General features: G+C 73.0%; 19 protein-coding genes. 11 read left to right on the plus strand and 8 right to left on the minus strand.

Annotated elements, in window-relative coordinates:
- Positions 1–12: 12 nt before the first annotated feature.
- Entirely contained in the window at positions 13–966 is a 954-nt protein-coding gene (locus OG386_RS38125; protein WP_328788194.1) for an IS481 family transposase, read from the plus strand.
- Between the two features lie 222 nt (positions 967–1,188).
- Positions 1,189–1,596, plus strand: coding sequence for a PPOX class F420-dependent oxidoreductase (locus OG386_RS38130; protein ID WP_328791910.1), 408 nt, complete (start codon positions 1,189–1,191; stop codon positions 1,594–1,596).
- Between the two features lie 54 nt (positions 1,597–1,650).
- Here OG386_RS38130 and OG386_RS38135 read toward each other — a convergent pair whose 3' ends face one another.
- Complete coding sequence (locus tag OG386_RS38135; RefSeq protein ID WP_328791911.1) at positions 1,651–2,103, minus strand: nitroreductase family deazaflavin-dependent oxidoreductase; 453 nt, start codon at positions 2,101–2,103, stop codon at positions 1,651–1,653.
- 40 nt (positions 2,104–2,143) lie between these two features.
- Positions 2,144–3,352 carry an FAD-dependent monooxygenase gene (locus OG386_RS38140; RefSeq protein WP_328791912.1) on the minus strand — a complete coding sequence of 403 codons (1,209 nt, stop codon included), beginning with the start codon at positions 3,350–3,352 and terminating at the stop codon, positions 2,144–2,146.
- A gap of 98 nt (positions 3,353–3,450) precedes the next feature.
- Here OG386_RS38140 and OG386_RS38145 point away from each other — a divergent pair, with 98 nt between their 5' ends.
- Together OG386_RS38145 and OG386_RS38150 are read left to right on the plus strand one after the other, a co-directional pair.
- The gene (locus OG386_RS38145) at positions 3,451–4,113 is read left to right on the plus strand and encodes a TetR/AcrR family transcriptional regulator (RefSeq protein WP_328791913.1); all 663 of its coding nucleotides are present in this window, start codon (positions 3,451–3,453) and stop codon (positions 4,111–4,113) included.
- A 531-nt stretch (positions 4,114–4,644) separates the two neighbouring features.
- A complete protein-coding gene (locus OG386_RS38150; RefSeq protein WP_328791914.1) occupies positions 4,645–6,048 on the plus strand; it encodes an alpha/beta hydrolase family protein in 1,404 nt (467 codons plus the stop codon).
- Positions 6,049–6,112: 64 nt separating this feature from the next.
- Here the strand turns inward: OG386_RS38150 and OG386_RS38155 are convergent, their stop codons facing one another.
- A complete protein-coding gene (locus OG386_RS38155) occupies positions 6,113–7,417 on the minus strand; it encodes a GNAT family N-acetyltransferase (RefSeq protein ID WP_328791915.1) in 1,305 nt (434 codons plus the stop codon).
- 225 nt (positions 7,418–7,642) lie between these two features.
- Here OG386_RS38155 and OG386_RS38160 point away from each other — a divergent pair, with 225 nt between their 5' ends.
- Both OG386_RS38160 and OG386_RS38165 read left to right on the plus strand, forming a co-directional pair.
- A complete protein-coding gene (locus OG386_RS38160) occupies positions 7,643–8,164 on the plus strand; it encodes a hypothetical protein (RefSeq protein ID WP_328791916.1) in 522 nt (173 codons plus the stop codon).
- A gap of 14 nt (positions 8,165–8,178) precedes the next feature.
- Positions 8,179–8,553, plus strand: a complete 375-nt coding sequence (locus OG386_RS38165) for a VOC family protein (protein WP_328791917.1) — start codon at positions 8,179–8,181, stop codon at positions 8,551–8,553.
- Between the two features lie 307 nt (positions 8,554–8,860).
- Here OG386_RS38165 and OG386_RS38170 read toward each other — a convergent pair whose 3' ends face one another.
- A complete protein-coding gene (locus tag OG386_RS38170; protein ID WP_328791918.1) occupies positions 8,861–9,721 on the minus strand; it encodes an SDR family oxidoreductase in 861 nt (286 codons plus the stop codon).
- Between the two features lie 89 nt (positions 9,722–9,810).
- Here OG386_RS38170 and OG386_RS38175 point away from each other — a divergent pair, with 89 nt between their 5' ends.
- On the plus strand, positions 9,811–10,539 hold the full coding sequence (locus OG386_RS38175) for a TetR/AcrR family transcriptional regulator (protein ID WP_328791919.1): 729 nt from the start codon (positions 9,811–9,813) through the stop codon (positions 10,537–10,539).
- Positions 10,540–10,643: 104 nt separating this feature from the next.
- On the opposite strand, the gene OG386_RS38180 is transcribed toward OG386_RS38175, so the two are convergent.
- Positions 10,644–12,563: a serine hydrolase gene (locus OG386_RS38180; protein WP_328791920.1), complete on the minus strand. Its 1,920-nt coding sequence runs from the start codon at positions 12,561–12,563 to the stop codon at positions 10,644–10,646.
- A gap of 415 nt (positions 12,564–12,978) precedes the next feature.
- On the opposite strand from OG386_RS38180, the gene OG386_RS38185 reads away from it, so the two are divergent.
- Positions 12,979–14,094, plus strand: coding sequence for a nitronate monooxygenase (locus OG386_RS38185; protein WP_328791921.1), 1,116 nt, complete (start codon positions 12,979–12,981; stop codon positions 14,092–14,094).
- Between the two features lie 5 nt (positions 14,095–14,099).
- Entirely contained in the window at positions 14,100–15,683 is a 1,584-nt protein-coding gene (locus OG386_RS38190) for an acyl-CoA synthetase (RefSeq protein WP_328791922.1), read from the plus strand.
- 18 nt (positions 15,684–15,701) lie between these two features.
- On the opposite strand, the gene OG386_RS38195 is transcribed toward OG386_RS38190, so the two are convergent.
- The gene (locus OG386_RS38195) at positions 15,702–16,469 is read right to left on the minus strand and encodes a hypothetical protein (RefSeq protein ID WP_328791923.1); all 768 of its coding nucleotides are present in this window, start codon (positions 16,467–16,469) and stop codon (positions 15,702–15,704) included.
- Between the two features lie 143 nt (positions 16,470–16,612).
- Between OG386_RS38195 and OG386_RS38200 the strand changes: the two genes are divergently transcribed.
- Entirely contained in the window at positions 16,613–17,716 is a 1,104-nt protein-coding gene (locus OG386_RS38200; protein ID WP_328791924.1) for a calcium:proton antiporter, read from the plus strand.
- 60 nt (positions 17,717–17,776) lie between these two features.
- Here the strand turns inward: OG386_RS38200 and OG386_RS38205 are convergent, their stop codons facing one another.
- The gene (locus OG386_RS38205) at positions 17,777–20,266 is read right to left on the minus strand and encodes a penicillin acylase family protein (RefSeq protein WP_328791925.1); all 2,490 of its coding nucleotides are present in this window, start codon (positions 20,264–20,266) and stop codon (positions 17,777–17,779) included.
- A gap of 157 nt (positions 20,267–20,423) precedes the next feature.
- On the opposite strand from OG386_RS38205, the gene OG386_RS38210 reads away from it, so the two are divergent.
- Complete coding sequence (locus OG386_RS38210) at positions 20,424–21,956, plus strand: fatty acyl-CoA synthetase (protein ID WP_405786334.1); 1,533 nt, start codon at positions 20,424–20,426, stop codon at positions 21,954–21,956.
- A gap of 162 nt (positions 21,957–22,118) precedes the next feature.
- Here the strand turns inward: OG386_RS38210 and OG386_RS38215 are convergent, their stop codons facing one another.
- Positions 22,119–22,973, minus strand: coding sequence for a YhjD/YihY/BrkB family envelope integrity protein (locus OG386_RS38215; RefSeq protein WP_328791926.1), 855 nt, complete (start codon positions 22,971–22,973; stop codon positions 22,119–22,121).
- Between the last annotated feature and the right edge of the window lie 10 nt (positions 22,974–22,983).

The raw sequence follows: 22,983 nt of genomic DNA on the forward strand, positions 1-22,983 counted from the left end.
ACGGAGGTCTTCGTGTCCCACCGTAATGCCCGGCTGACCGTCTTCGGTAGGCGCCTGCTGGTCGAACGAGTCGTATCGGGCCGCCCGGTCGCCCACGTGGCCGCCGAGATGGGCATCTCGCGGGCCACCGCCCACAAATGGATGCGCCGGTGGCGGACGGAAGGCGAGGCCGGACTGCACGACCGATCCAGCCGGCCACGCACGACACCGCACCGGACTTCGGCCGCCATCGAGGCGAGGGTCTGTGACCTGCGCCGGACCCGCAAACTGGGGCCCGCCCGCATCGGCCCGGTCCTGGGACTGCCCGCCTCGACCGTCCACCGCATTCTGACCCGGCATGGTCTGCACCGCCTGGCCTGGATCGACCGCCCGACCGGCACCCCGATCCGCCGCTACGAACGCGAGCGACCCGGCGAGCTCATCCACGTCGACGTGAAGAAGCTCGGCCGGATCCCCGACGGCGGCGGCCACCGTGTCCTGGGCCGCGACGCGGGCCGACCCATCCGCGGCATGGGCTTCGACTACGTCCACTCCGCGGTCGACGACCACTCCCGCCTGGCCTACAGCGAGATCCACCCGGACGAGAAAGTCGCGACGTGCGCAGGCTTCCTCACACGCGCCGCCGCGTTCTTCCACACCCAGGGCATCACCCGCATCGAACGCGTTCTCACCGACAACGCGTGGGCCTACCGCAAAGGCCTGGCCTGGAAGGCCGTCCTGGCCGACCTCGGCGCTGCCGGAAGGCTCACCCGTGCCTACCGGCCTCAGACCAACGGCAAGGTCGAACGTTTCAACCGCACCCTCCTCGACGAGTGGGCCTACCTACGGCCCTACACCTCGAACGACGAGCGGACCGCGGCCCTGGCAGACTTCCTCCACACCTACAACCATCACCGCTGCCACACCGCACTCGACGGCAAGCCACCCATCAGCCGCGTGAACAACCCTGCGGGTCAATACACCTAGGCCGTACGGGTGGATCATGCGTGCCCCGTTTGGTCGGCGGGCCGGGTGCGCGGGCCCGGCCACGCCCCGGAATCGGGGGTGTCCGGGGCCGCGGCGCGCGGTGCGGCGCGCAGGCGGCGGAGCTTGCCCGGGACGGCAGCGGTTTTGCAGGCTGTCCGTTGCCGGTCCCTCCGCGGCCAGTCGGCCCGGGGACGGCAGTCAGCCGAGGGAAGGAACCGCCCCGTGTCCGCCGCACTCTCCGACGACCTGAAGAAACTCATCGACGACGGCCCGGTCTTCGCGACCGTGGCCACGATCCAGCCGGACGGCAGCCCGCAGCTGTCGGTCACCTGGCTCACCCGGGACGGCGACGACCTGCTGGTCTCCACGACGGTCGGCCGCCGCAAGGAGAAGAACCTGCGCGCGGACCCGCGGATCACGGTCATGATCAACCCGGCGAACGCGCCCTACACCTACGCCGAGGTCCGCGGCACCGCCCACCTGACCACGGAGGGCGGCCAAGAGCTGATCAACGAGCTGTCGCGCAAGTACACGGGCAAGGACTACGCGGACTTCAACCCGGCGTCGAAGGACGACGCCGAGCGCGTCGTCGTCCGCGTCAGCCCGCGCAAGGTCGTCGGCTCGATCTGACGCACGCAGGCCGGGCCGGCGGGAGGAAGGCTCCCGCCGGCCCGGCCGCCGGGGTCATCCAGCGGGTTCGATGACGACGATCGGGATCTCGCGGTCCGTCTTGGCCTGGTACTCGTCGTACGCGGGCCAGTGCCCGACCATCACCGGCCAGTACGCGGCGCGTTCCTCGGGGGTGGCGGTACGGGCCGTGCCCTGCATGGTCTTCGGGCCGACCTGGATGCGGACCGCGGGGTGCTCGGAGAGGTTCCGGTACCACAGCGGGTGCGCGGGGTCGCCCCCCTTGGAGGCGACGACCAGGTAGGCGCCGCCTTCGGCCTCGCCGTAGATGAGCGGGGTCCGCACGGGCTTGCCGGACACCCGGCCCAAGGTGGTGAGCAGAAGGGTCTGGGTGCCGTTCCAGTACTGGCCCTCGGAGCCGCCCGAGCCCACGTACAGCTTGACGTGGTCCAGCTGCCAGGTCCCCTCCTTGGGGTCGGTCGGGTGGTCCCAGTCGATGTCGGTCGTCATGTGACTCCGCCTGCCTCTGCGTCGAAACGGTCAGCGAACCTCACCAACGAGTGGCAACGCCCGCGGGCACGGTGCCCATTCCGTCGGGGAGCGCGAATCCCTCGAACAGCGCCGCCATCGCACGGGTCGCGGCCCGGGCCGGGGTGGCGCGGACCGCGAGGTCGCGGACGGCCACCGCGAGGGGGTGGGTGAGGGCGGCGACCCGGCCCGCCCGGCGGGCGCGGACGCGGATGGCGTCGGTGCGTGCGCAGCGGGCCGCGCTGTAGGCGGCGAGGGCGGCCGGGACGTCCGCGGCGTCGATGCCCGCCAGGAGGTGGCCGAGGACCGCGGCGTCCTCGACGGCCTGGCAGCCGCCCTGGCCCAGGTTGGGGGTCATGGCGTGGGCGGCGTCGCCGAGCCAGGCCAGGCGCCCGCGGTGGAAGCGGGGGAGCGGGGCCGCCAGGTCGTACAGGTCGTGCTGGAGCACGGCCGCCGGGTCGATCCGCTCCAGCAGGGCCGGGATCGGGTCGTGCCAAGTGCCGTAGCGGCGCAGGAGTTCGGCGCGGACGTCGGCGGGACGACGGCCGGCGGGGACGACGGCGGTGGCGTAGAGGTAGGTCCGGCCGTCGGCGAGCGGGACCACGCCGAAGCGCTCGCCGCGGCCCCAGGTCTCGGCGGTCGCCGTCCCCGCGCTGTTCGCGGCGGCGGGCAGGACCGTGCGCCAGGCGGTCTCCCCGCTGTGGTGGAGGCCGGGGTGGTCCGGGAAGTACTGGCGGCGCAGGGGGCTGTGGATGCCGTCGGCGGCGATGACGAGATCGGCGCCGTGAAGATCGCCGGCGTCGGTGCGGACCACCGGGGCACCGTCGGCGTCGTCCACCGAGGTGACGGCGACGCCGTAGCGGATCGCCGTGGCGGGCAGGGCGGAGGCCAGGGCGTCGGCCAGCGCCGAGCGGTGCAGGGCGAGCGGCGGGCCACCGAAGCGGGCGGCCAGCGCGGCGGTGTCGGCGCGGCTGAGCCAGCGGCCGTCCGGGCGGCGCAGGCCCATCGCCGCGGGGACGGTGCGGCCCGCTGAGCGGGTGATGTCGAAGCCGATGGTGTCGAAGGCGCGCAGGGCGTTGGGGGCGAGCACGATCCCGGCGCCGACCGCGGTCGGCCCGGCCGCCCGCTCGCACACGATGACCCGCCAGCCGTGACGGTGCAGGGCCACGGCCGCGGTGAGCCCGCCGATCCCCGCTCCTGCCACGACCGCGTGACGCTGAACCGTCGCCATGACGAGTCCCCCGCTTCCTCTTCCTCGGTACTCCTCCGGCCGGATCCTCTACATGTGTAGAGTCCGATGCCATCACTCTACACATGTAGAGTGTGTCGATGTCCACCCCTCGCAAGAGCCCGCCCGCGGCGGATCGCAGAACGCTGATCGCCGACACGGCGATCGACCTCGTCGCCGCCGCCGGGCTCCGGGGGCTGACCCATCGCGCGGTCGACGGCGCGGCGGGACTGCCGGCCGGCAGCACCTCGTACTACTTCCGTACGAGGACGGCGCTGATCGGAGCTTGCTACCAGCGGCTGGCCGAGCTGGACCTGGGCGATCTCGGCGATGTCGGTGATCCAGCGGGCCTCGGTGACCTCGGGGGCGCTCCCGCGTCCGAGGGTCCGCCCGCGGCCCCGGCGGTGGACCGGGAGGCGGCCGCGGCCGCGCTGGCCGGACTGCTGCACCGCTGGCTCACGGTGGGCCGCGCGCGCCAGCTGGCCCGCTTCGAACTCAGTCTGGAAGCGGCCCGCAATCCCGAACTGGAGGCGGACTTCCATCGGGCGGGGCAGGGGGCCCGGGTCCGCGCCGCGGGCATCCTCGCCGCGCTCGGCGCGCAGCGGCCCGAGGAGGCCGCCGAACTGCTGGTCGCCTGGACGGACGGGCTCCTCTACGACCGGCTGGCCGGTGCCCTCGCCCGCTCCCGCCCGGCCCCGGACCTCGCCGAACTGGCCTCCGTCACCCGGCGGATGCTCGACGCGGTCCTCGCCCACGCGGCCTGACCCGAAAGGCGCCGGGTGCTGCGGGTGCTGCGGGTCGTCGCGCCGTTGCGCGAAGCCGTGGGCACCTGCGCAGTGGGGGAGGGGCAGGTGCCCACGGGGGCGGCCGCGGGCCGCTCGCCGGTTCGGCCGCCGCTTTTCAGCGTAGGACGTTCCGGGCCGACAGGGGATGGCGAGCGCGGTCCGGGCCCCCGGCCGGAGGCCGGGAACCTTCCGGGGTGGTTGACCGTTCATCCATACGTGGTGCGGGCAAGGGGCTGATGTCTCCGCCCCTCCCGATACGCCCTGGCCGGCCTCTCCCCCCCTGGCCGGCCGGGGCCCGCCCCGATCGGCCTCCCCCCGGCCGGTCGGGGCCCACGTCCCCCGACCGGCGCAAGGCGGGCGGCGTCCGGAAGTCCGCGCCGACGGGCCGGGACGCACGCCCACGACCTGCCGGTTCGGCAGTCGGCCGGCAACCGGGCCGGGTGCCCGGTACCGTCCGCGCCGGACGGGACGGGAGGCCGCCGTGCCGGGTCGGGGCTACGTTCCGATGGCATGAAGCACATATCCGGTGATCGGCACCCCGGCCCCACCCGTCGTGCCCTGCTCACCGCCGGGGCGGGCGCCGCCCTCGCGGCGGGCTGCGCCCGCGGCGGCGCCTCGGGCGCTCCGGCGGCAGCGTCCAGCGGCTCCGCCCCGCCCACCGCGGCCGCGGGCAACCTCACCCCGGGCGCGATGACGCTGTTCAAGGACCCGGCGTACAACTTCAACGGACTCCTCGCGCTCGGTGGCTCGGGCGCCGGCGCCGCCGAGGTCGGCGAGGTCCTCACGGCCGTGAACACGATCAACGGCGCCGGGCTGACCGCGCAGACGTACGTGCAGACCTTCCGATCACTCGGCGACCAGCTCCTGGAGGCACCCCCGGGTGCCCCGGCAGACGGCCAGACCAAGCGGTTCCGGGCGCTGCGCGCCGCCCAGTACTACGCGCAGGCGCCGTTCTTCGTCCTCGGCTCGGACGACCCCGGCAGCGAGGAAGCGCTGTACAAGGCGGGACGCGGGGCCTGGGACACCTTCTGCGGCCTGTGCGAGCCCGCCCCCGTGAAGGCGGACGTGCCCTACGGGGCCACGCCGCTGCCGGTGTGGTTCTTCCGCCCCGACACCTCCGGCACCCCCCGCCCGACGGTGATCCTGACCAACGGCAGCGACGGCCAGAACGTGGACATGTGGACCTACGGGGTTCCCGCCGCACTGGACCGGGGCTGGAACGCGCTCGTCTACGACGGGCCGGGCCAGGGCCAGCTGCTCTTCGTGGACCAGGTCGTCTTCACGCCCACCTGGGAGAAGGTCGTCACGCCCCTCGTCGACTGGCTGACGGCCCGCTCCGACGTGGACCCGGACAAGATCGCCCTCACGGGTCTGAGCATGGCGGGGGACCTCGCCCCGAGGGCGGCGGCGTTCGAGACCCGGATCGCCGCGCTGGTGGCCATGCCGGGCTGCGTGGAGCCGTGGTTGGGCTTCCCGCCGGAGATCCGAAAGATCCTCACTCCGGACAAGCAGGAGACGAACGACATCTGGAACAAGGAGGTGGTCCCCGAACTGCCTCCGGACGCGGCCGACGTGATGAAGAAGCGCTTCGAGCCGTTCTCCATCCCCGCGATGCTCGAAGCCCGTCGGGGAAAGCTGTTCACCGACTTCTACACTCCCGCCACCCGGATCCAGGCGTTGTCGATCACCGATGTCGTCGGCCGCATCAAGGCACCCACCCTGGTGCTGGACTACGAGGGCGAGCAGTTCTATCCCGGCCAGCCGCGCCAAATGTACGACGCCCTCACCTCGCCCAAGGACTACCTGAAACTGACGGCGGCCCAGGGCGCGCAGCTGCACTGTTCCCCCATGGCCCCGCAGCTGCACTGCGAGGTCGTCTTCGACTGGCTCCAGAAGACGCTCCTGAACCGCTGACGGCCGGCCCGCGCTCCGGGCCGGCCGGGGAACCGGCCCTCGGGGCCCGATGCGCACCGCCCCGTCAGAAACCGAAGGAGTTGTGCGGTTCGGGGTCGGTCCAGAACATCCGTGCCAGCCGCCCGATCGCACGGTCGGTGTGCGGAGCGATGTGGCCCGCACCTGCCAGGTGGCTCGCCGACATGCCTCCGAAGTAGAGCGAGCTGAGCGCTGCGAGGGTGATGGTCAGGTCTGCCGTCCCGTCGGTGGGAACGCACGTCGCCACGGGGCCGTCGGTTGTCAGATGCCACGTCCTGTTGTTCGCCCGGCACATCCGGTCGTCGCCGATCGTGAACCTGAGCTCGCCGGGCGCCAGGTACGAGCGCTGCGTGAGGGCGCGGGGGACGTCGAGGAGGCGCGCCCAGAGGTTGTCCGTCTGGCGGGTGATGCGCATCGCCCGAGGGTTCGTGAGCATCCACCGCAGGGGTTCGTCGCGCGGACGGGCGGCCGCCACGACGGTCTTGGTGAGGTCGAAGTCGATCAGTAGTCCCCACAGCGCACGGTAGGCCGCCGGGTTCGTCGCCTCCAGGGCTTCCACCACGAGGGTTCCGGCACGGTCCGTGGTCGGTGACCACGGCAGTCGGAAGTTGGCGATGCCGTCCACATGGCCGTGCCGGTCGCGGTGGGTGAGGTAGCGCAGCGGCCCGTTCGTGCCGTCGGCTTCGTCGGACAACCCGTCCCACTGTCCGGGGAGAGGGCTGAGTTCCCCGACGCGGTGGGCACGCACCTGCGCGTGCACCCCGGGCCAGGCCTTCTTCGCCTGCGCAGCGTCGACCAGCTCCAGCGACCCGGGATCGGGTTCCGCCGGAAGGAGAGCGGCTTCGTGACGGGCCAGCTCCCACCGGGTGCGGTAGGTCGCGGGCGAGAATCCGAACCGCCCGTAGATGCTGCCCTCGCTCGCGCTGAGCATCGCCAACGGCTCGCCCCGCTCCAGGGCCGCATCGAACATGGCCTGCATCATCTGCCGCAGGTGCCCGCGCCGGCGGTGCGTGGCGATGACCCCGGTGGAAGTGACGCCGGCCATTCGTCCCGTTCCTCCGCCGGGAACCGTCACCTCGAAGGAGATGGTGCCGGATGCGCCGACGCACCTGCCGTCGACGAACGTCGCGATCGGGTGGAAGGAGTCGTCCTTGATGTCGGCCGCGGCCAACTTCTCGAGCTGGTCCGCGCTCGCGGGCGCCTGCTGCGGGGGCCAGGGCTCCGGGCCGCCGTGCCACGCCGCGTCCGCGGGCTCCCAACTCGGCAATCCGTTCGTGAACGGCAATGCCCGGTAGTACGCGGTCATCTCGTCGTGCCGCGGCGGGCGGATCTCGGTCACCATGCCGGACATTGCATCCACCACCTTCTCCGTCGAGCAACCGGATATCCGCTCCGGGCCCGCGCATCGGAGGATCCGGCCACGGGCGGAACCCGATCCGGGTCAGCGGCCGCCCCTCAGTTCCCGTCGGACCCTCCGAAGGCCAATTCCGTGGCCGGGGCCGTCCCGGACCCGCATGATGGGGCGTCGCCGCCCGGCGGCCTCGACGACGGTCCTTCGATGCGGAGCAGGGATGCCATGGCGACCATTGCGGTGACGGGCCACGTGAACCTCACCGGGGCGAGCCTTCCCCTGGTCGCACGGGCGCTGGCCCCGGTGCTCGCCCGCTACCCGGCCGCGGAGCTCACCGGAATGTCCTGCCTGGCCGCCGGCGCGGACACGGTCTTCGCGGACGCCGTCCTCGCGTTGGGCGGGCGGTTGGTGGCGGTGCTCCCCTCGGCCGACTACCGCGCACGCATGCTGGACGGACCGCACGCCGCCGCCTTCGACCGCCTCCTGCGAGCAGCCGCCGAGGTCGAGGTCATGCCGTACCGAAGGGCGGGTGCGTCCGCCTACGCCGCCGCCAACCGACTCCTGCTCGGCCGGGCCGAGCTCCTGGTCGCGGTCTGGGACGGCGGTCCGGGCGGCAGGCAGGGCGGGACGGGCGACGCCGTGGCGACGGCCCGCGCACAGGGGACACCGGTGGAGGTCGTCTGGCCGGCCGGCGCCGCTCGCCGTCCCCTGATCCGGGCCGATCGACGAGGTGCCCGGCACGTATGACCTAGGATCCGTTCATGATCGCCGAACTGCAATGCGTGGTCCTGGACTGCCCCGAGCCGCAGTCGCTCGCCGAGTTCTACCGGTCCCTGCTGGGCGGGAACGTCAACCAGCCGGACCGCCGCTGGTCGCTCGGCGAGAGCTGGGCGACGCTCCACACCCCCTCGGGCCTGGTCCTCGCCTTCCAGCAGGCCCTGGACCACGTGCCGCCGCGCTGGCCCGACCCCACCCGGCCGCAGCAGTTCCACCTGGACCTCGGCGTCCCGGACCTGGACCGGGCCCAGGAGGAGGTGCTGGCCGCCGGCGGGACGCTGCTCGACGGCTCGGACGGGCGCGGCTGGCGGATCTACGCGGACCCGGCGGGGCACCCCTTCTGCCTCGTACGGCACTAGGTTCTCGCCGCGGCGGCGGTCGCCCAGGTGTATTGCCCCGCAGGGTTGTCGACATGGCTGAGTGGTGTCCGGCCGTCGAGTGCGGTGTGGCACCGGTGGCACGGTAGACAAGGAGCCGTCTGCCGTGGATGGTCAGCCGCGCATGGGGGCGGGGCACGGGAAACCTCTGGGATGGTGCGAGATCTGATGCGGAGCCTGGCTCTGTTGCCCGAGGCCGCCGATCTGGCGATCGACGTCCTCGGGCAACGGAGAACGAGCCTTTGTGGGTGGCGTGCCAGGCCGGGGCCGCCTGCGCGCCCCACTGGATCTATTCGGCCCAGGCACGCTCCAGCTGGGTGCGGAAGGTGGCGGGCTCTCGCCCGATCAGCTCGGCCAGGGTCGAGTCGACAGCGGTGAACTCGCCGTTCCGCGCCGCGGCAAAGATGCTCAGCATCAGGTCGGCGATCGGGGCCGGGGCGCCGTGCGCCAGGAACTGCTCGCGGAAGGCGCCGTCGGGGACGACGGTGCGGGTGAAGGGCCGTCCGGTGGTCCGAGACGCGACCTCGGCGACGGCGTCGAAGTCGAGCGCCGCCGGGCCGGTGAGCGGCGGGGTGGGCCCCTCGAAGCGGGCCTCCTCGGCGAGGATCACCGCGGTGGCTTCGGCAAGGTCGTCGTGGCCGGTCCAGGCGACGGGGCCGTCGGCGGGGAGGGCGATGTCGCCGGTGTGGCGGGCGGACTCCAGGAACTGCAGGGCGCTGGAGGCGTAGAAGCCGTTGCGCAGCGCGGTCCAGGGCAGGCCGGTGGCGCGCAGCAGGTCCTCGGTCTGGGCGTGGTCTCGGCAGGCCTGGAAGCGGGAGTCGTGGGCGGCGCCCATCTGGCTGGTGTAGAGGATGCGGCCGACCCCGGCCTTCACGGCGGCGTCGACGGCGGCACGGTGGCCGCTGACGCACTCCTCGCCCGTGCGGTCGAGGGAGACGAGGAGCAGCTGTTCGGCCCCTTCGAAGGCGTGCACGAGCGAGTCGGGGTCGTCGAAACTGCCCCGCCGGACCCGGACGCCGCGGTCGGCGAGGTCCCGGGCCTTGCCGGGGTCGCGGACGCTGACGCCGACGCGGTCGGCGGGGACGCGTTCCAGGAGGCGCTCGACGGTACGGCGGCCGAGCTTTCCGGTGGCTCCGGTCACGATGATCATTGGGTTCTCCCGAGGTTGCTTCCGATGGAATCGCTCCAACGGTAACACTGGAAATTCCGATGGAAACGGATTATCGGTATCATCGGTTCATGCCTACACGCGACTCAACCGATAACCCTCGGCGCCGCATCGTCGAGGCGGCCGTCGAGCTACTGGAGAACGGCGGCCCGGACGCGGTGAGCACCCGCGCGGTCGCCGCCGCGGCCGGAATGCAGCCGCCAGCGATCTACCGTCTCTTCGGAGACAAGGAGGGGCTCCTTGAGGCCGTCGCCGAGCACGGCTACGCGCAGTTCCTGGAGAGAAAGCGCGCGCAGCTCAACCCCGCCCCGCAGGACCCGGTGGAGGAACTGCGTCATGGCTGGGACGTGGTGGTCGAGTTCGGGGTCTCCCGCCCCGAGCTGTTCGCGGTGATGAACCGGGCCACCGGCCGGGGATCGGACGCAGCACACCGCGCGGGCTTGGAGATCCTCCACGGGCGGGTGCGCCGGCTGGCGGCCGGGGGATGGCTGCGGGTCGACGAGGAGTTGGCCGCCCAGATCATCCAGGCAACCGGCCAGGGCGCAGTCACCACCTGGCACTCCACGCCCGCGGACCGCCGCAATCCGGCGCTGTTGACCGTCCTGCGCGAGTCCATGGTCGCGGCCGTCACCCGCGCCGAGCCGGCGCTTCCCGCCGCGGAGTCCGGTCCCGCCGCGGCGGCCCGCGCGCTGCGCGCCGCCCTCCCCGACGACGCCGATGTCCTGAGCGACGCCGAGCAGCGCCTCCTGCGTGAATGGCTCACGCGCCTGGCGGCGGACGGTGGCGCTCCGCGTGCCTGATCGCGCGTCAAGCGCCCTCGTGCAGGTTGAACCTCGCGAGGGATCGTGCGATGAAGCGGCCTCGCCGCCCACTATCAACGACGCTCGTGGTCAATACGGCTAGGTCAGTCCGTCGACCGGGTCCAGCCGATGGCCTCGATGCGGTCGGCGTCGGCGGGGCGGTCCTCCGCGAAGAGCAGGCGGCCCGGTTCCGCCACGCGGACCACGTCCACGTAGGCCCCGCGCCCCACGTAGCGGCCGGTCGCGGTGTGGCGGAAGCGCAGCCGTACCTCGCGTCCCGCCCAGGCGGCCGTGAGGGGGGCTTCGAGGCGGTGCCAGACACGGCCCGACCAGCCGCTCACGGAGCCCCGCGGCCACTGCTCGGGCGTGCCGCCGGTGGACCGCAGCGTGCTGAAGGGCAGCGCCTCCCAGTGCTCCCCGTCGGCAGAGGCCTCCAGGTGCAGGGCGCCCTCGCCGGGCACGGTGTCCCACCACACGGCGCAGCGCAGCCGGGCGGCAGCCGTGGCCGGGCCGAGGGGCGGCAGTGTGAGGGTGCCCGAGGCGCCCGTCTGGACGCCGGAGAACCAGGCCGCGCCGCCGTGCCGGGTGCGGACCGGGACGGCGCGGGCGAAGCGGTTGCCGACCGCGACCCGGGGCGCGCTGCCGGCCCGCCAGGTCCGCACGGGGTGGACGGAGTTGCCGAGCAGGATCAGGAACGAGTCGGTGGAGGGGTCGAGGACCAGGGAGGTGCCGGTGAAGCCGGTGTGCCCGGCGGAGTGCGGGGTGGCCATGGCACCCATGTACCAGTGCTGGTAGAGCTCGAAGCCGAGACCGTGGTCGTCGCCGGGGAAGGCCGTGTTGTAGTCGGTGAAGAGCAGCTCGACGGAGGCCGGGCGCAGGATGCGCTTGCCCGCGTAGACACCGCCGTCGAGGAGGGCGCGGGCGAGGACCGCCAGGTCCCAGGCGGTGCCGAAGACCCCGGCGTGGCCCGCGACGCCGCCGAGCGCGTACGCGTTCTCGTCGTGGACCTCGCCCCACACCAGCCCGCGGTCCAGGCCGGACCAGGGCGGGCGCTGCACCTCGGTGGCGGCGATGACCCGGCGCCAGGAGCGCGGCGGGTTGTAACGAGTGCGGTGCATCCCGAGCGGAGCGGTGATCTCGTCGCGGAGCAGGACGTCCAGAGTGCGACCGGTGATCTGTTCCAGGAGCAGTTGCAGCGCGATGAGGTTGAGGTCGGAATACCGGTAGACGGTCCCGGGGGTCTCCTGCGGCCTGACCGACCACAGCAGCCTCAGCCGCCCCTCCCGCGTGGACTCTTGGTAGAAGGGCGCCCAGGAGCGCAACCCCGAGGTGTGCGTGAGCAGCTGACGGACCGTAATGATCTCCTTGCCGCCCCCGGTGAACTCCGGCAGGTACCGGCACACCGGAGCCTCCAGTTCCAGGCGCCCGCGCTCCATCTGCTGGACCGCCAGGATGGAGGTGAACAGCTTGGTCAGCGAGGCCAGGTCGAAGACCGTGTCCTCGGCCATCGCGATCCGTTCGGCCGCCGCGAACTCCCTGACGCGGTCGGTCCGTCCGTCGTAGTCCGCGTACCGGACCGCGTACCCCATGGCGCGGTGCAGGGCGATGGTGCGGCCCCGGCCGGCGAGGACCACCGCTCCCGCGTAGTAGGGGTGTTCGGGGGAGGGGCCCAGGAAGCGCCGGGCCTCGTCCGCCACCCCCTCCAGGTGCTTCTCCAGCAACCCGGCCTGGCGGGCGGATCCGTACCGCAGCCGTAGGCCCTGGAGCGCGCGCCGCTCGGCCGGGCCGCCCGCGGCCCCCGCGGCACCCGCGGAGCCGGGGAGCGCGGCGTGTAGGACGAGCACCCCGCCGAGGGCGAGCAGTCGCCCCCCGAGCCGTCGCCGCGTCAACCCGCCACCGGCTGCTCCGGACCGGCCGCTCGTCTTCTCGGGCCCGCCGCCCGTCTTCTCGGGCCCGCCCGTTGCGGTCTGTGCGGCTCGCGCTTCTCCGCCCGCCACGCCGAAAGCCCCCGTGCGTACTGTCATGTCCGCCCTCCTGTCCGCTGTCACCGGCGGCGCCGTCTCCCAGGACTCCGCCCCGGGCCCCGCGCCTCACACGCCTGCAGGGCTGGGACGGCCCCGGCCTGCGGTGCCGTCTCCCGGCGCTCCGCCCCGGGCCCCGCACCTCACGCGCCGACGGGGCTGGACTGCCCCACCGACCGCCTGCGGCGTCACCGCCCGGGGCACCGCCAGGGGTCCGGGCCCCGGAACCGTCGAGCGCGCCGCAGGCGAACGGGCCCGGGCCTCCCGGATCCGCCGTGCGCGCCGCAGGCGCTTCCGCACGCTAGTGGGTATCTGCCCGCCCACCGGGCACCCTCCGCACTGACCGGCCCGTAAAGAATCTGACACTGCATCAGAAAATCTCTTCCCTCGGCCGCCGGGCTGCGGCATCCTGCCGCCCATGGAGACGGAGCTGAGCAAGAAACTGGGAGTCGAGCACGCCATCTTCGGCTTCACGCCCTTCCCGGCGGTCGCCGCTGCGATCACCCGCGCGGGCGGTTTCGGTGTCCTCGGCGCGGTCCGCTACACGGCCCCCGACGACCTGAAACGCGACCTCGACTGGATGCAGGCGCACACCGACGGCAAGCCCTACGGCCTCGACGTCGTCATGCCCGCCAAGAAGGCCGTCGACGGCATCGGCGAAGCCGACATCGAGGCGATGATCCCGGACCCGCACCGCGCCTTCGTCCGCGAGACCCTCGCCAAGCACCACGTGCCCGAGCTCGCCGAGGGCGAGGCCTCGGGCTGGCGGATCACCGGCTGGATGGAACAGGTCGCCCGGAGCCAGCTCGACGTCGCCTTCGACTACCCCATCAAACTCCTGGCGAACGCCCTCGGTTCCCCGCCCGCCGACGTCATCGCGCGCGCCCACGACCACGGCGTCCTCGTCGCCGCCCTCGCCGGCAGCGCCAAGCACGCCCGCCGCCACGTCGAAGCCGGCATCGACATCGTCGTCGCCCAGGGCTACGAGGCCGGCGGCCACACCGGCGACATCGCCACCATGGTCCTGGTCCCCGAGATCGTCGAGGCCGTCGCCCCCCTCCCGGTCCTCGCCGCCGGCGGCATCGGCAGCGGCGAGCAGATCGCCGCCGGCCTCGCCCTCGGCGCCCAGGGTGCCTGGCTCGGCTCGCTCTGGCTCACCACCACCGAGGCCGACCTCCACTCGCGCGCCCTCACCGAGAAACTGCTCGCCGCCGGCTCCGGCGACACCGTCCGCTCCCGCGCCCTCACCGGCAAGCCCGCCCGCCAGTTGCGCACCGAGTGGACCGACGCCTGGGACGACCCGGCGGGCCCGGGCGCGCTCCCCATGCCGCTCCAGGGCCTGCTCGTCGCCGAAGCCGTCTCCCGGATCCAGAAGTACGAGATCCAGCCGCTGCTCGGCACTCCCGTCGGGCAGATCGTCGGCCGGATGACCGAGGAACGCAGCGTCCAGGCCGTCTTCGACGACCTCACCAGCGGGTTCGAGAGGGCGATCGACCGCATCAACCGCATCGCCGGCCGAGTCCGAGAGGCGTGACCGACATGACCGCGACGACGTCCACGACCCCCACCGCCGACCAGCAGCCCCCCAACGGCTTCTGGGCCCAGGCCGCCGCCGACCCCGGGCGCGCCGTCCTGGTGACCCCCGAGGGCGAGGAATGGAGCGCCGGCCGGCTGCACGCCGACGTCAACCGCCTCGTCCACGGCCTGCGCGCCGCCGGCCTGGAGAAGGGCGACGTCTTCGCCGTCGTCCTCCCCAACGGCGTCGAGTTCCTCACCGCCTACCTGGCCGCCTCCCAGGCGGGCTTCTACCTCGTCCCCGTCAACCACCACCTCGTCGGCCCCGAGATCGCCTGGATCGTCTCCGACTCCGGAGCCAAGGTCCTCATCGCCCACGAGCGCTTCGCCGACGCCGCCACCGCCGCCGCAGACGAGGCCGCCCTGCCCACGAGCCACCGCTACGCCGTCGGAGCGGTCGCGGGCTTCCGGCCGTACGCGCAGCTGCTCGACGGGCAGCCCGCGACCACCCCCGAGGGCCGCACGCTGGGCTGGGTCATGAACTACACCTCCGGCACCACCGGCCGCCCGCGCGGCATCCGCCGCCCGCTGCCCGGCAAGCTCCCGGAGGAGACGTACCTGGGCGGCTTCCTCGGCATCTTCGGCATCCGGCCCTTCGACGGCAACGTCCACCTGGTCTGCTCGCCGCTCTACCACACGGCCGTCCTCCAATTCGCGGGCGCCGCCCTGCACATCGGGCACCCGCTGGTCCTGATGGACAAGTGGACGCCGCAGGAGATGCTCCGCCTGATCGACGGCCACGCCTGCACGCACACCCACATGGTGCCGACCCAGTTCCACCGCCTCCTCGCCCTCCCCCAGGAGACGAAGGACGCGTACGACGTCTCCTCGATGCGGCACGCCATCCACGGCGCCGCGCCCTGCCCCGACCACGTCAAACGGGCGATGATCGACTGGTGGGGCCACTGCGTGGAGGAGTACTACGCGGCCAGCGAGGGCGGCGGAGCCTTCGCGACCGCCGAGGACTGGCTGAAGAAGCCGGGAACCGTCGGCAAGGCCTGGCCGATCAGCGAACTCGCCGTCTTCGACGACGACGGCAACCGGCTGCCCGCCGGGGAACTGGGCACCGTCTACCTCAAGATGAACACCGGCGGCTTCAGCTACCACAAGGACGAGGGCAAGACGCGGAAGAACCGGATCGGCGACTTCTTCACGGTCGGCGACCTGGGGCTGATCGACGAGGAGGGCTACCTCTTCCTCCGCGACCGCAAGATCGACATGATCATCTCGGGCGGGGTCAACATCTACCCGGCCGAGATCGAATCGGCCCTGCTCACCCACCCGGCCGTGGCGGACGCCGCCGCCTTCGGCATCCCGCACGCCGACTGGGGCGAGCAGGTCAAGGCGGTCGTCGAACCGGCCGAGGGCTTCGTCGCGGGCGACGCCCTGGCCGCGGAGATCCTGCACCACTGCGAGCGGCAGCTCGCCGGCTACAAGCGCCCCAAGACGGTCGACTTCATCGAGACGATGCCGCGCGACCCGAACGGCAAGCTCTACAAGCGGCGGCTGCGCGATCCTTACTGGGAGGGCCACGAACGCGCGATGTGAGCCCGCCGGCCGACCACGTCACCAGTACGTGAAGTCGTACACCCGGGCGCAATAGGGGTCCTCGACCTCCGAGGCGTTCTGATCGAGCTCGCCGCGTACGAGCGAGGGCAGCGCCGCCATCAGCGCGGTGCACCCCCCTCGTACGCGTCCCCCGCGGTCCAGCAGGGACAGGTCCACGCCGATCCGCGCCGCCGGTCCTGTCGGTCCTGCCGGTCCTGCCGGTCCATCGGTCCGGTCCACGTACAGCCGCACCGTGTCCGGGCCGGTCAGCAGGAATCCGCCGAGCAGCAGCTCGGGTCCCGCCCCGGACTCCGGGGGCGCGGAGAACGGGCTCGCTACGGAGAACGGGCTCAGCACGCAGACGGCGGCGTGCAGCGCGTCGCTGCGGTCGTACACGGGATCCTCGCCGAAGCGCACGGCCTCGGCGCCGGCGTCGACGACGGGGATGTCCAGCCCGTCCCGGAAAGCGGGCTCCGGCTGCGGCCCGGCGGCGAGCCGCCGCAGGGTCCCCTCGATCGCCGACCACGGGACGTTGGTGTCGTACGCGTCGAGCAGGGGCAGGTCGTAGGCGACCGACGTACTCAGATCGTGGCCGTCCCACAGGACCACACGGGTGAGCCACGGTCGACCGGGCGGTTGCAGCACACCGCGCACCGGCCGTCCCGCGCCCGGCCGCTCGGCCCCCGGCGCGGGGGAGACGTGGCGCAGCAACGCCCAGAGCACGGTGCGGTGCAGGTCGGTCAGTCCGCCCTCGGTCCAGTCCGACCGCGCGTCCGCTGAGGTCATGCCCCCATCCTCGGGCCCCCGAGCGTCCGGCCCGGGCGATCGGAACCCGCCACGCCGGGCGAATCCGTGAGAAGAGCCACGTCAAGGCACCTGAGGCGCGCCTTGCGGCGCACTTGAGGGACGCATCTGGCAACTTGGCAGATATGGGTACGACTAAGCGCAGATCCTTCCTGACCGACTGGACCGTCGTGGTCCCCGTGGTGGCGCTGGTCGCGCTCGTCCTCAGCTGGGGGCGGGACCTGCCCGGTTTCGCGGTGGCGCTCGTCGCCCTCTGCCTGGCCGGTGCGGTCCTCGCCGCCGTGCACCACGCCGAGGTCGTCGCCCACCGGGTCGGCGAACCCTTCGGCTCCCTCGTCCTCGCCGTGGCCGTCACCGTCATCGAGGTGGCGCTCATCGTCACCCTGATGGCCGACGGCGGCGACAAGTCCGCCTCGCTCGCCCGGGACACGGTCTTCGCCGCCGTCATGATCACGTGCAACGGGATCGTCGGCCTGTCGCTGCTCGTCGGCGCCCTGCGCAACCGGATCGCCGTCTTCAACCCCGAAGGGTCCGGCGCCGCCCTCGCCACCGTCGCGACGCTGGCCACCCTGAGCCTGGTCCTGCCGACCTTCACCACCAGCAAGCCAGGCCCCGAGTTCTCGGCCGCGCAGCTCATCTTCGCCGCCGTCGCCTCGCTCGCCCTGTACGGACTCTTCGTCGCCGTCCAGACGGTCCGTCACCGCAGCTACTTCCTGCCCGTGGACACCGGAACGGGCTCCGGCGACGCCGACGGTCACGCCGAGCCGCCCACCGTCCGCGCCGCCCTCCTCAGCCTCGGCCTGCTGCTGATCGCGCTCGTCGCGGTCGTCGGCGACGCCAAGGCCGTCTCCCCGACCATCGAACGGGCCGTCGCGGCCGCCGGCCTGCCCCAGGCGGTCGTCGGCGTGATCATCGCTCTGCTCGTCCTGCTGCCCGAGACCCTCGCCGCCGTTCGCGCCGCCCGCCGCGACCGCGTGCAGACCAGTCTCAACCTGGCCTACGGATCCGCCATCGCCAGCATCGGCCTGACCATCCCCGCCATCGCCCTGGCCTCGATCTGGCTCTCCGGCCCGCTCCTGCTCGGCCTCGGCCCGATCCACATGGTGCTGCTCGCGCTGACCGTCGTGGTCAGCGCCCTCACCATCGTCCCCGGGCGCGCCACGCTGCTCCAGGGCGGCGTGCACATCGTGCTGCTGGCCGCGTACCTCTTCCTGGCCGTCAGCCCGTGAGGGACCGGAAGCGCGACCGGGGCCAGGGCCGGGGCCGGGAAGAGGAACGCGGGCCGCGCATCACCGCCGTTCGCGGGCCAGGACCACCTTCAGCTTCGGCGACGTGAGGATGTCCCGCTCGCAGAAACGTGCCGTGACCCAGCGCTCCTCGGAGTACATCCGGGTCTGGTCGGCGTAGTACGGCGAGAGCGGGTTCGAGGACTGGCTGTACGTCAGCAGGGTGCGCGCCACCGGACAGCGGCCGCCGTTCCAGCCGACCGCCTGGATGTGGCTGGACCCGTGCGTGACCTCCGGGTAGCCGCCGGCCGCCGCGTTCCACGGCGCCTCGATCTTGTTCCAGACGCCGAGCGCCTCCGTACCGCCGCCCACCGGCAGCTTGCGTCCGCCCCGCACCACGAACTGGTGCTCACCCAGCGGGGCGTCCAGCGCGATCCCGGCCGCCTTCAACTCCGCCACCGCGTCCGCGAGCGCCCGCCCGATGCCGGGCGCCGCCCGGTTGAGCGTACGGGGGGTGCGTACGGGGTCGGCCGCCGAGAACGGCACCAGCCACAGGTCCTTGGCCGGCGTCGAGGCCGTCAGCCTGCGCCAGAACCGGTCGAAGAGCAGCGCGCCGCGGCTGGCACCGTCGGTCGTGCGGTCCCAGCCCGCCAGCACCGTGCAGGCCGCCGAGACGTCCACCGCAGCGCCGTCGCTCGCCGTCGCCGTCCCGCCCGGCAGACCGGCACACGCCTTCGCCGCGTCGGCCGCCGCCAGATCACCGGCCGGCACCCGGTTCGCGAACTGCTGTTCCTGAAGGTCGGCCACGGTCAGCCGGCCCCTCGCGGCCATCGCGGAGACGTCCTCGACCGCGCCGCGCGTGCGCAGCGAGCGCGGGGTGGCGACGTTGCCCCAGATCCGCTCGTAGCCCGTCAGCGGCCGGTCGGCGTTGGCCAGCCAGGCGCTGTCGTTGGAGTTCTCGGCGTACGGGGCGCCCTGTAGCGTCGGTGCCTTCCCCGGGCCGAAGACGCCCGGTTGCACCGCGTCCGGATCGGAGCCGATCGCGCAGTCACCGCGCGAACCGTCCAGCACCGCCAGCCCCGAGGCCGGGTACGTGGCCCGGCCCAGCGGGGTGGAGCAGCGGGCCGCCAGTTCGTCGGTGATCCGGGGGAGCACCTGGGTCTGGGTGAAGAGGGTGCCGCCCGCGGAGTCGGCGGCCACGGTGTTGACCCAGGGCAGGCCCTGGGTGCGCCCCAGCGCGTCCTGGATCCCGGCCACCGAGCGGGCCCTGCCCATCGCCAGGGCGGTGTCGGAGCCGCGCAGGTTCACCGCGTTCGGGTCGTTCAGCGCGTACGCCGTCCGGGCGGTCCAGGGCAGAGGCAGGCTCGGGCCGAGGTCCGAGACCACCGGTCCGTAGCGGGTCCACCACTGGGTGCGGGTGACCGGGGCGCCGCCCGCCACCGGGACGGTGACGGTCCGTCGGGTCATGCTCTCCGGCGTGCCGTCGACGAGGTAGGCGGTCGGGTCGGCCGGGTCCAGGGCGAGCTGGTGCAGGTTCACGGGGGTGCCGGTGGCGACCGTGTGGCTCCAGGCCACCTTCTCGTTGAAACCGACGTTGATCACGGCGGTGCCGAGCAGGGAGGCGCCCGAGACGTTCAGCTCACCCGGGATGGTCTGCTGGAACTGCCAGAAGCGGCGCCCGCCGTGCCACGGGTAGTGCGGGTTCCCGAGGAGCAGACCGCGGCCGTTCGCCGTGGTGGAGCCGGCGAAGGCCACCGCGTTGGAGCCCATGTCGTAGCGGCTGGTGTCGAAGAACTCCCGCGCGGCCTCGGCAGCGGCCGCCGGATCGGCGTCCTGCGGATCGGCGTCCTGCGGATCGGCGGCTTGGGGATCGGCGGCTTGCGGGCGCGCCGAGGGGCCGGCCGGGGTCCCCGCGGTGCCCGGGGGCTGCGCGGCCGTGATGCCGTCGATGCCGCGGCCCTGGCCGCCGAGGACCGAGACCGCGAAGGCGCGGGCGGCCACATCGGCCGTGGTGACCGGACGGACCCAGCCTGCGCCCTTGCACGCCGGGTCGGTGACCTCGTTCTGGGTCAGCCAGGCGTTGTACCCGGCGGCCCAGCCGCGCATCAGCTCCTTGAGGTCCTTGGTGGGACCGGCGGGGGCCGGTGTCGCCAGCAGCTTCTCCACCGTCCCGGACTCCCGCACCCCCTTGAAGTACAGGTCGCTGGAGAGGTTCTTCGTGGCCGAGGAGAGCGAGAAGTCGGGCGCGGCGTCGGCGCCGAACCAGCGGGAACGCTCACCGGAGACGGTCACGAACCCGTCGGCGAGGACGCAGACCTGGTCGGCGGCCTGGGCCCAGCCGGTGCCGAAGCCGAGCCGCGCGTAGTCGGGGGCGAGGATGTGCGGGATGCCGTTCTCGGTGTACCGGATGACGGCGGACAGACCGCCGCCGGCGGCCGTCCGGTCGTCGGGCGCCGGGGCCGCAGAGGCCTGCGGCACGGCGGCCGTCGCGGCGAGCAGAGCGGCGCCGGTGAGGGCGACGCGGCGGAGTATCGGACGAGTGCTGAGGTGCAACAGTCCTCCCAAGTAGCCTGTGGATGGGCGTGGTTACCCGTTGGACAGGCGGTACGTCCGTGCCCCCACACTCATTCAGCCGGTCCGATGATCTGTCAACATCCCGTTTGGTATCCGGTTATTGACCTTGGGTGTGCGGGAGGACGAGGATCGCGGCATGACGGCAGCGCGGGCACTGCGGGCAGTGCGGGACAACACGGTCGACGGGTTGGTGCACGACAGCGCGCGGCGGGTCCCCGACCGCCCGGCCGTGCGCTACGGCGAGCGGAGCTGGACGTACGCGGAACTCGACGCGGCCGTCACCACTGGCGCCGCCGTGCTGCGGGAGCGGTACGGACTGGCCACCGGGGACCGGGTCGCCACCTTCGCCCACAACAGCGACGCCTACCTCCTGGCCTACCTCGCCTGCGCCCGGGCCGGACTCACCCACGTCCCGGTCAACCAGAACCTCACCGGCGAGGACCTCGCGCACATCCTGGACGACTCCGGCAGCGCTTTGGTCCTCGCCGATCCCGACCTGGCCGGGCGGATCCCCGACGGGTACCGGGTACGGGCGCTGCGCGACGCCCCCGACTCCTTCCTGGCGGAGCTGGCCGATCCGCTGCCCTTCGAGGCCGACCGGGATCCGGACGCGCTGGTACAGCTCCTCTACACCTCGGGGACCACCGCCCTGCCCAAGGGCGCGATGATGACCCACCGGGCCCTCGCCCACGAGTACGAGAGCGCGATCGAGGCACTGGACCTGGCCGAGGACGACCGGCCCGTGCACTCACTGCCGCTCTACCACTCGGCGCAGATGCACGTCTTCCTGCTGCCGTACCTGGCGGTGGGAGCACGGAACACGATCGTGGACGCGCCGGTCGCGGAGCAGGTCTTCGACCTGGTCGAGGCAGGGGAGGCGGACAGCCTCTTCGCCCCGCCGACGGTGTGGATCGGCCTGTCCCAGCACCCGGAGTTCGCGGTGCGTGAGCTGGGCGCGCTGCGGAAGGCGTACTACGGGGCCTCGATCATGCCGGTCCCGGTCTTGGAACGCCTGCGCGAGCGGCTGCCCGGGCTCGGCTTCTACAACTGCTTCGGCCAGAGCGAGATCGGCCCGCTGGCCACCGTGCTCGGACCGCTGGAGCACGAGGGGCGGATGGACTCCTGCGGGCGGCCGGTGCGCCACGTGGAGGCGAAGGTCGTCGACGAGGACGGCAAGGACGTGCCGGACGGAACGGCGGGCGAGGTGGTCTACCGCTCGCCACAGCTCTGCCTGGGGTACTGGAACGACCCGGTGGCCACGGAGAAGGCCTTCCGGGCAGGCTGGTTCCGCTCGGGCGACCTCGCGGTGCGCGACGCACAGGGGTACTTCACGGTCGTGGACCGGGTGAAGGACGTCATCAACTCCGGCGGGGTGCTGGTCGCCTCGCGGCAGGTGGAGGACGTGCTCTATACCCATCCGGGCGTGGCCGAGGCGGCGGTGGTGGGGCTGCCCGACGAGCGCTGGATCGAGGCGGTCACCGCGGTGGTGGTCCCGCGCGGGGAGGCGGGGGAGGTGACGGAGGCCGAGCTGATGGCCTACGCGAGGGAGAGGCTCGCCCACTTCAAGGCTCCGAAGCGGGTGCTCTTCGTGGACGCCCTCCCGCGCAACGCCAGCGGCAAGATCCTCAAGCGGGAACTGCGCGACCGCTTCGCAAACCCCGGCCGCTGACACCCTGCCACCGACGCCGGGCCGCTGACGCCGGGCCGCTGACGGCAGGCCAGGGGAGTCCGGTCAGTCGGGGAGCCCGGCCGGGGGAGTCCGGCCGGGGGAGTCCGGCCGGGGGAGTCCGGCCGGGGGAGTCCGGCTTCTGGCGGCCGGCCGGGGGCTCGGTCAGTCGGGGCGTGGAGGGGGTGCGGCGGGGTCCTCGGGAAGGTAGAGCCCGCCGCGCCGCAGCCGCCGCCGGGTGAGGTGCTCGTGCACCAGCCGGCCGACGAGTGCGCCGCCGTAGACCACGAAGCCGACGCCGACCAGCCAGGACTGGACGACGAGCAGGGTGCCGAAGGGGCCGTAGATCACCGCGTTGGAGGCGATGAGCGGCGAGAACACCAGCTGCGAGAAGATCCGCAACCCCAGCAGCCCCAGGCTGGTCGCGACCGCGCCCGGCACCAGGGCGCGCCAGCGGACCCGGCCGCCGAGCAGCAGGCGCTGGGAGACGACGAAGAACAGGCAGGTGCCGACGAGGTCCCCCAGGGCGCCGAGCACCGTGCCGATGGCGTTGTTCGACGGAGAAGGGATCCCCACGAGCAGGGCGAGGTAGCAGACCAGCAGGGCGAGCCAGACGACGTGCAGCCACATGGTGTGCCACCGTGCGGTCGGTAGGTCCCAGACCTTCTCGTAGCCGGTCTGCACGGCCGACCCGAAGGTCAGGCCGAACACCGCGAGGGCGGCCAGACCGAACGCGGTGGTCCGCTCCAGTGCCAGGTCCGCGGCGCCGAACAGCATCTCGACCCGGATCCGCGAGGCCTCCGTCACCCCGAGGGCCTGGCCGAGCCAGCGGCCGAAGCCCGAGCCGCTCCCGGGTGCGGCGGCCGCCACGACCACCAGCAGCGGCACCAGGGTGAGGAAGCCGAGGGCTGCGAAGCCCATCGCCCGGTGCATCAGCTCCATCTCCCGGCCGCGGCTCCAGGCGAGCCCGATCTGGGAGCCCTGGAGCCGGTCGTAGAGCTGCCGGAGGGTGGAGATCACACCTCATGCA

The organism is Streptomyces sp. NBC_00273, assembly GCF_036178145.1.
Classification (GTDB): Bacteria; Actinomycetota; Actinomycetes; order Streptomycetales; family Streptomycetaceae; genus Streptomyces.

Coding starts and splice junctions, on each gene's coding strand:
- OG386_RS38140 (WP_328791912.1), bottom strand. CDS start 3,352: ATGGCGACGGTTCAGCGTCACGCGGTCGTGGCAGGAGCGGGGATCGGC.
- OG386_RS38145 (WP_328791913.1), top strand. CDS start 3,451: ATGTCCACCCCTCGCAAGAGCCCGCCCGCGGCGGATCGCAGAACGCTG.
- OG386_RS38155 (WP_328791915.1), bottom strand. CDS start 7,417: ATGTCCGGCATGGTGACCGAGATCCGCCCGCCGCGGCACGACGAGATG.
- OG386_RS38170 (WP_328791918.1), bottom strand. CDS start 9,721: ATGATCATCGTGACCGGAGCCACCGGAAAGCTCGGCCGCCGTACCGTC.
- OG386_RS38175 (WP_328791919.1), top strand. CDS start 9,811: ATGCCTACACGCGACTCAACCGATAACCCTCGGCGCCGCATCGTCGAG.
- OG386_RS38195 (WP_328791923.1), bottom strand. CDS start 16,469: ATGACCTCAGCGGACGCGCGGTCGGACTGGACCGAGGGCGGACTGACC.
- OG386_RS38150 (WP_328791914.1), top strand. CDS start 4,645: ATGAAGCACATATCCGGTGATCGGCACCCCGGCCCCACCCGTCGTGCC.
- OG386_RS38160 (WP_328791916.1), top strand. CDS start 7,643: ATGGCGACCATTGCGGTGACGGGCCACGTGAACCTCACCGGGGCGAGC.
- OG386_RS38200 (WP_328791924.1), top strand. CDS start 16,613: ATGGGTACGACTAAGCGCAGATCCTTCCTGACCGACTGGACCGTCGTG.
- OG386_RS38135 (WP_328791911.1), bottom strand. CDS start 2,103: ATGACGACCGACATCGACTGGGACCACCCGACCGACCCCAAGGAGGGG.
- OG386_RS38185 (WP_328791921.1), top strand. CDS start 12,979: ATGGAGACGGAGCTGAGCAAGAAACTGGGAGTCGAGCACGCCATCTTC.
- OG386_RS38180 (WP_328791920.1), bottom strand. CDS start 12,563: ATGACAGTACGCACGGGGGCTTTCGGCGTGGCGGGCGGAGAAGCGCGA.
- OG386_RS38190 (WP_328791922.1), top strand. CDS start 14,100: ATGACCGCGACGACGTCCACGACCCCCACCGCCGACCAGCAGCCCCCC.
- OG386_RS38165 (WP_328791917.1), top strand. CDS start 8,179: ATGATCGCCGAACTGCAATGCGTGGTCCTGGACTGCCCCGAGCCGCAG.
- OG386_RS38210 (WP_405786334.1), top strand. CDS start 20,424: ATGACGGCAGCGCGGGCACTGCGGGCAGTGCGGGACAACACGGTCGAC.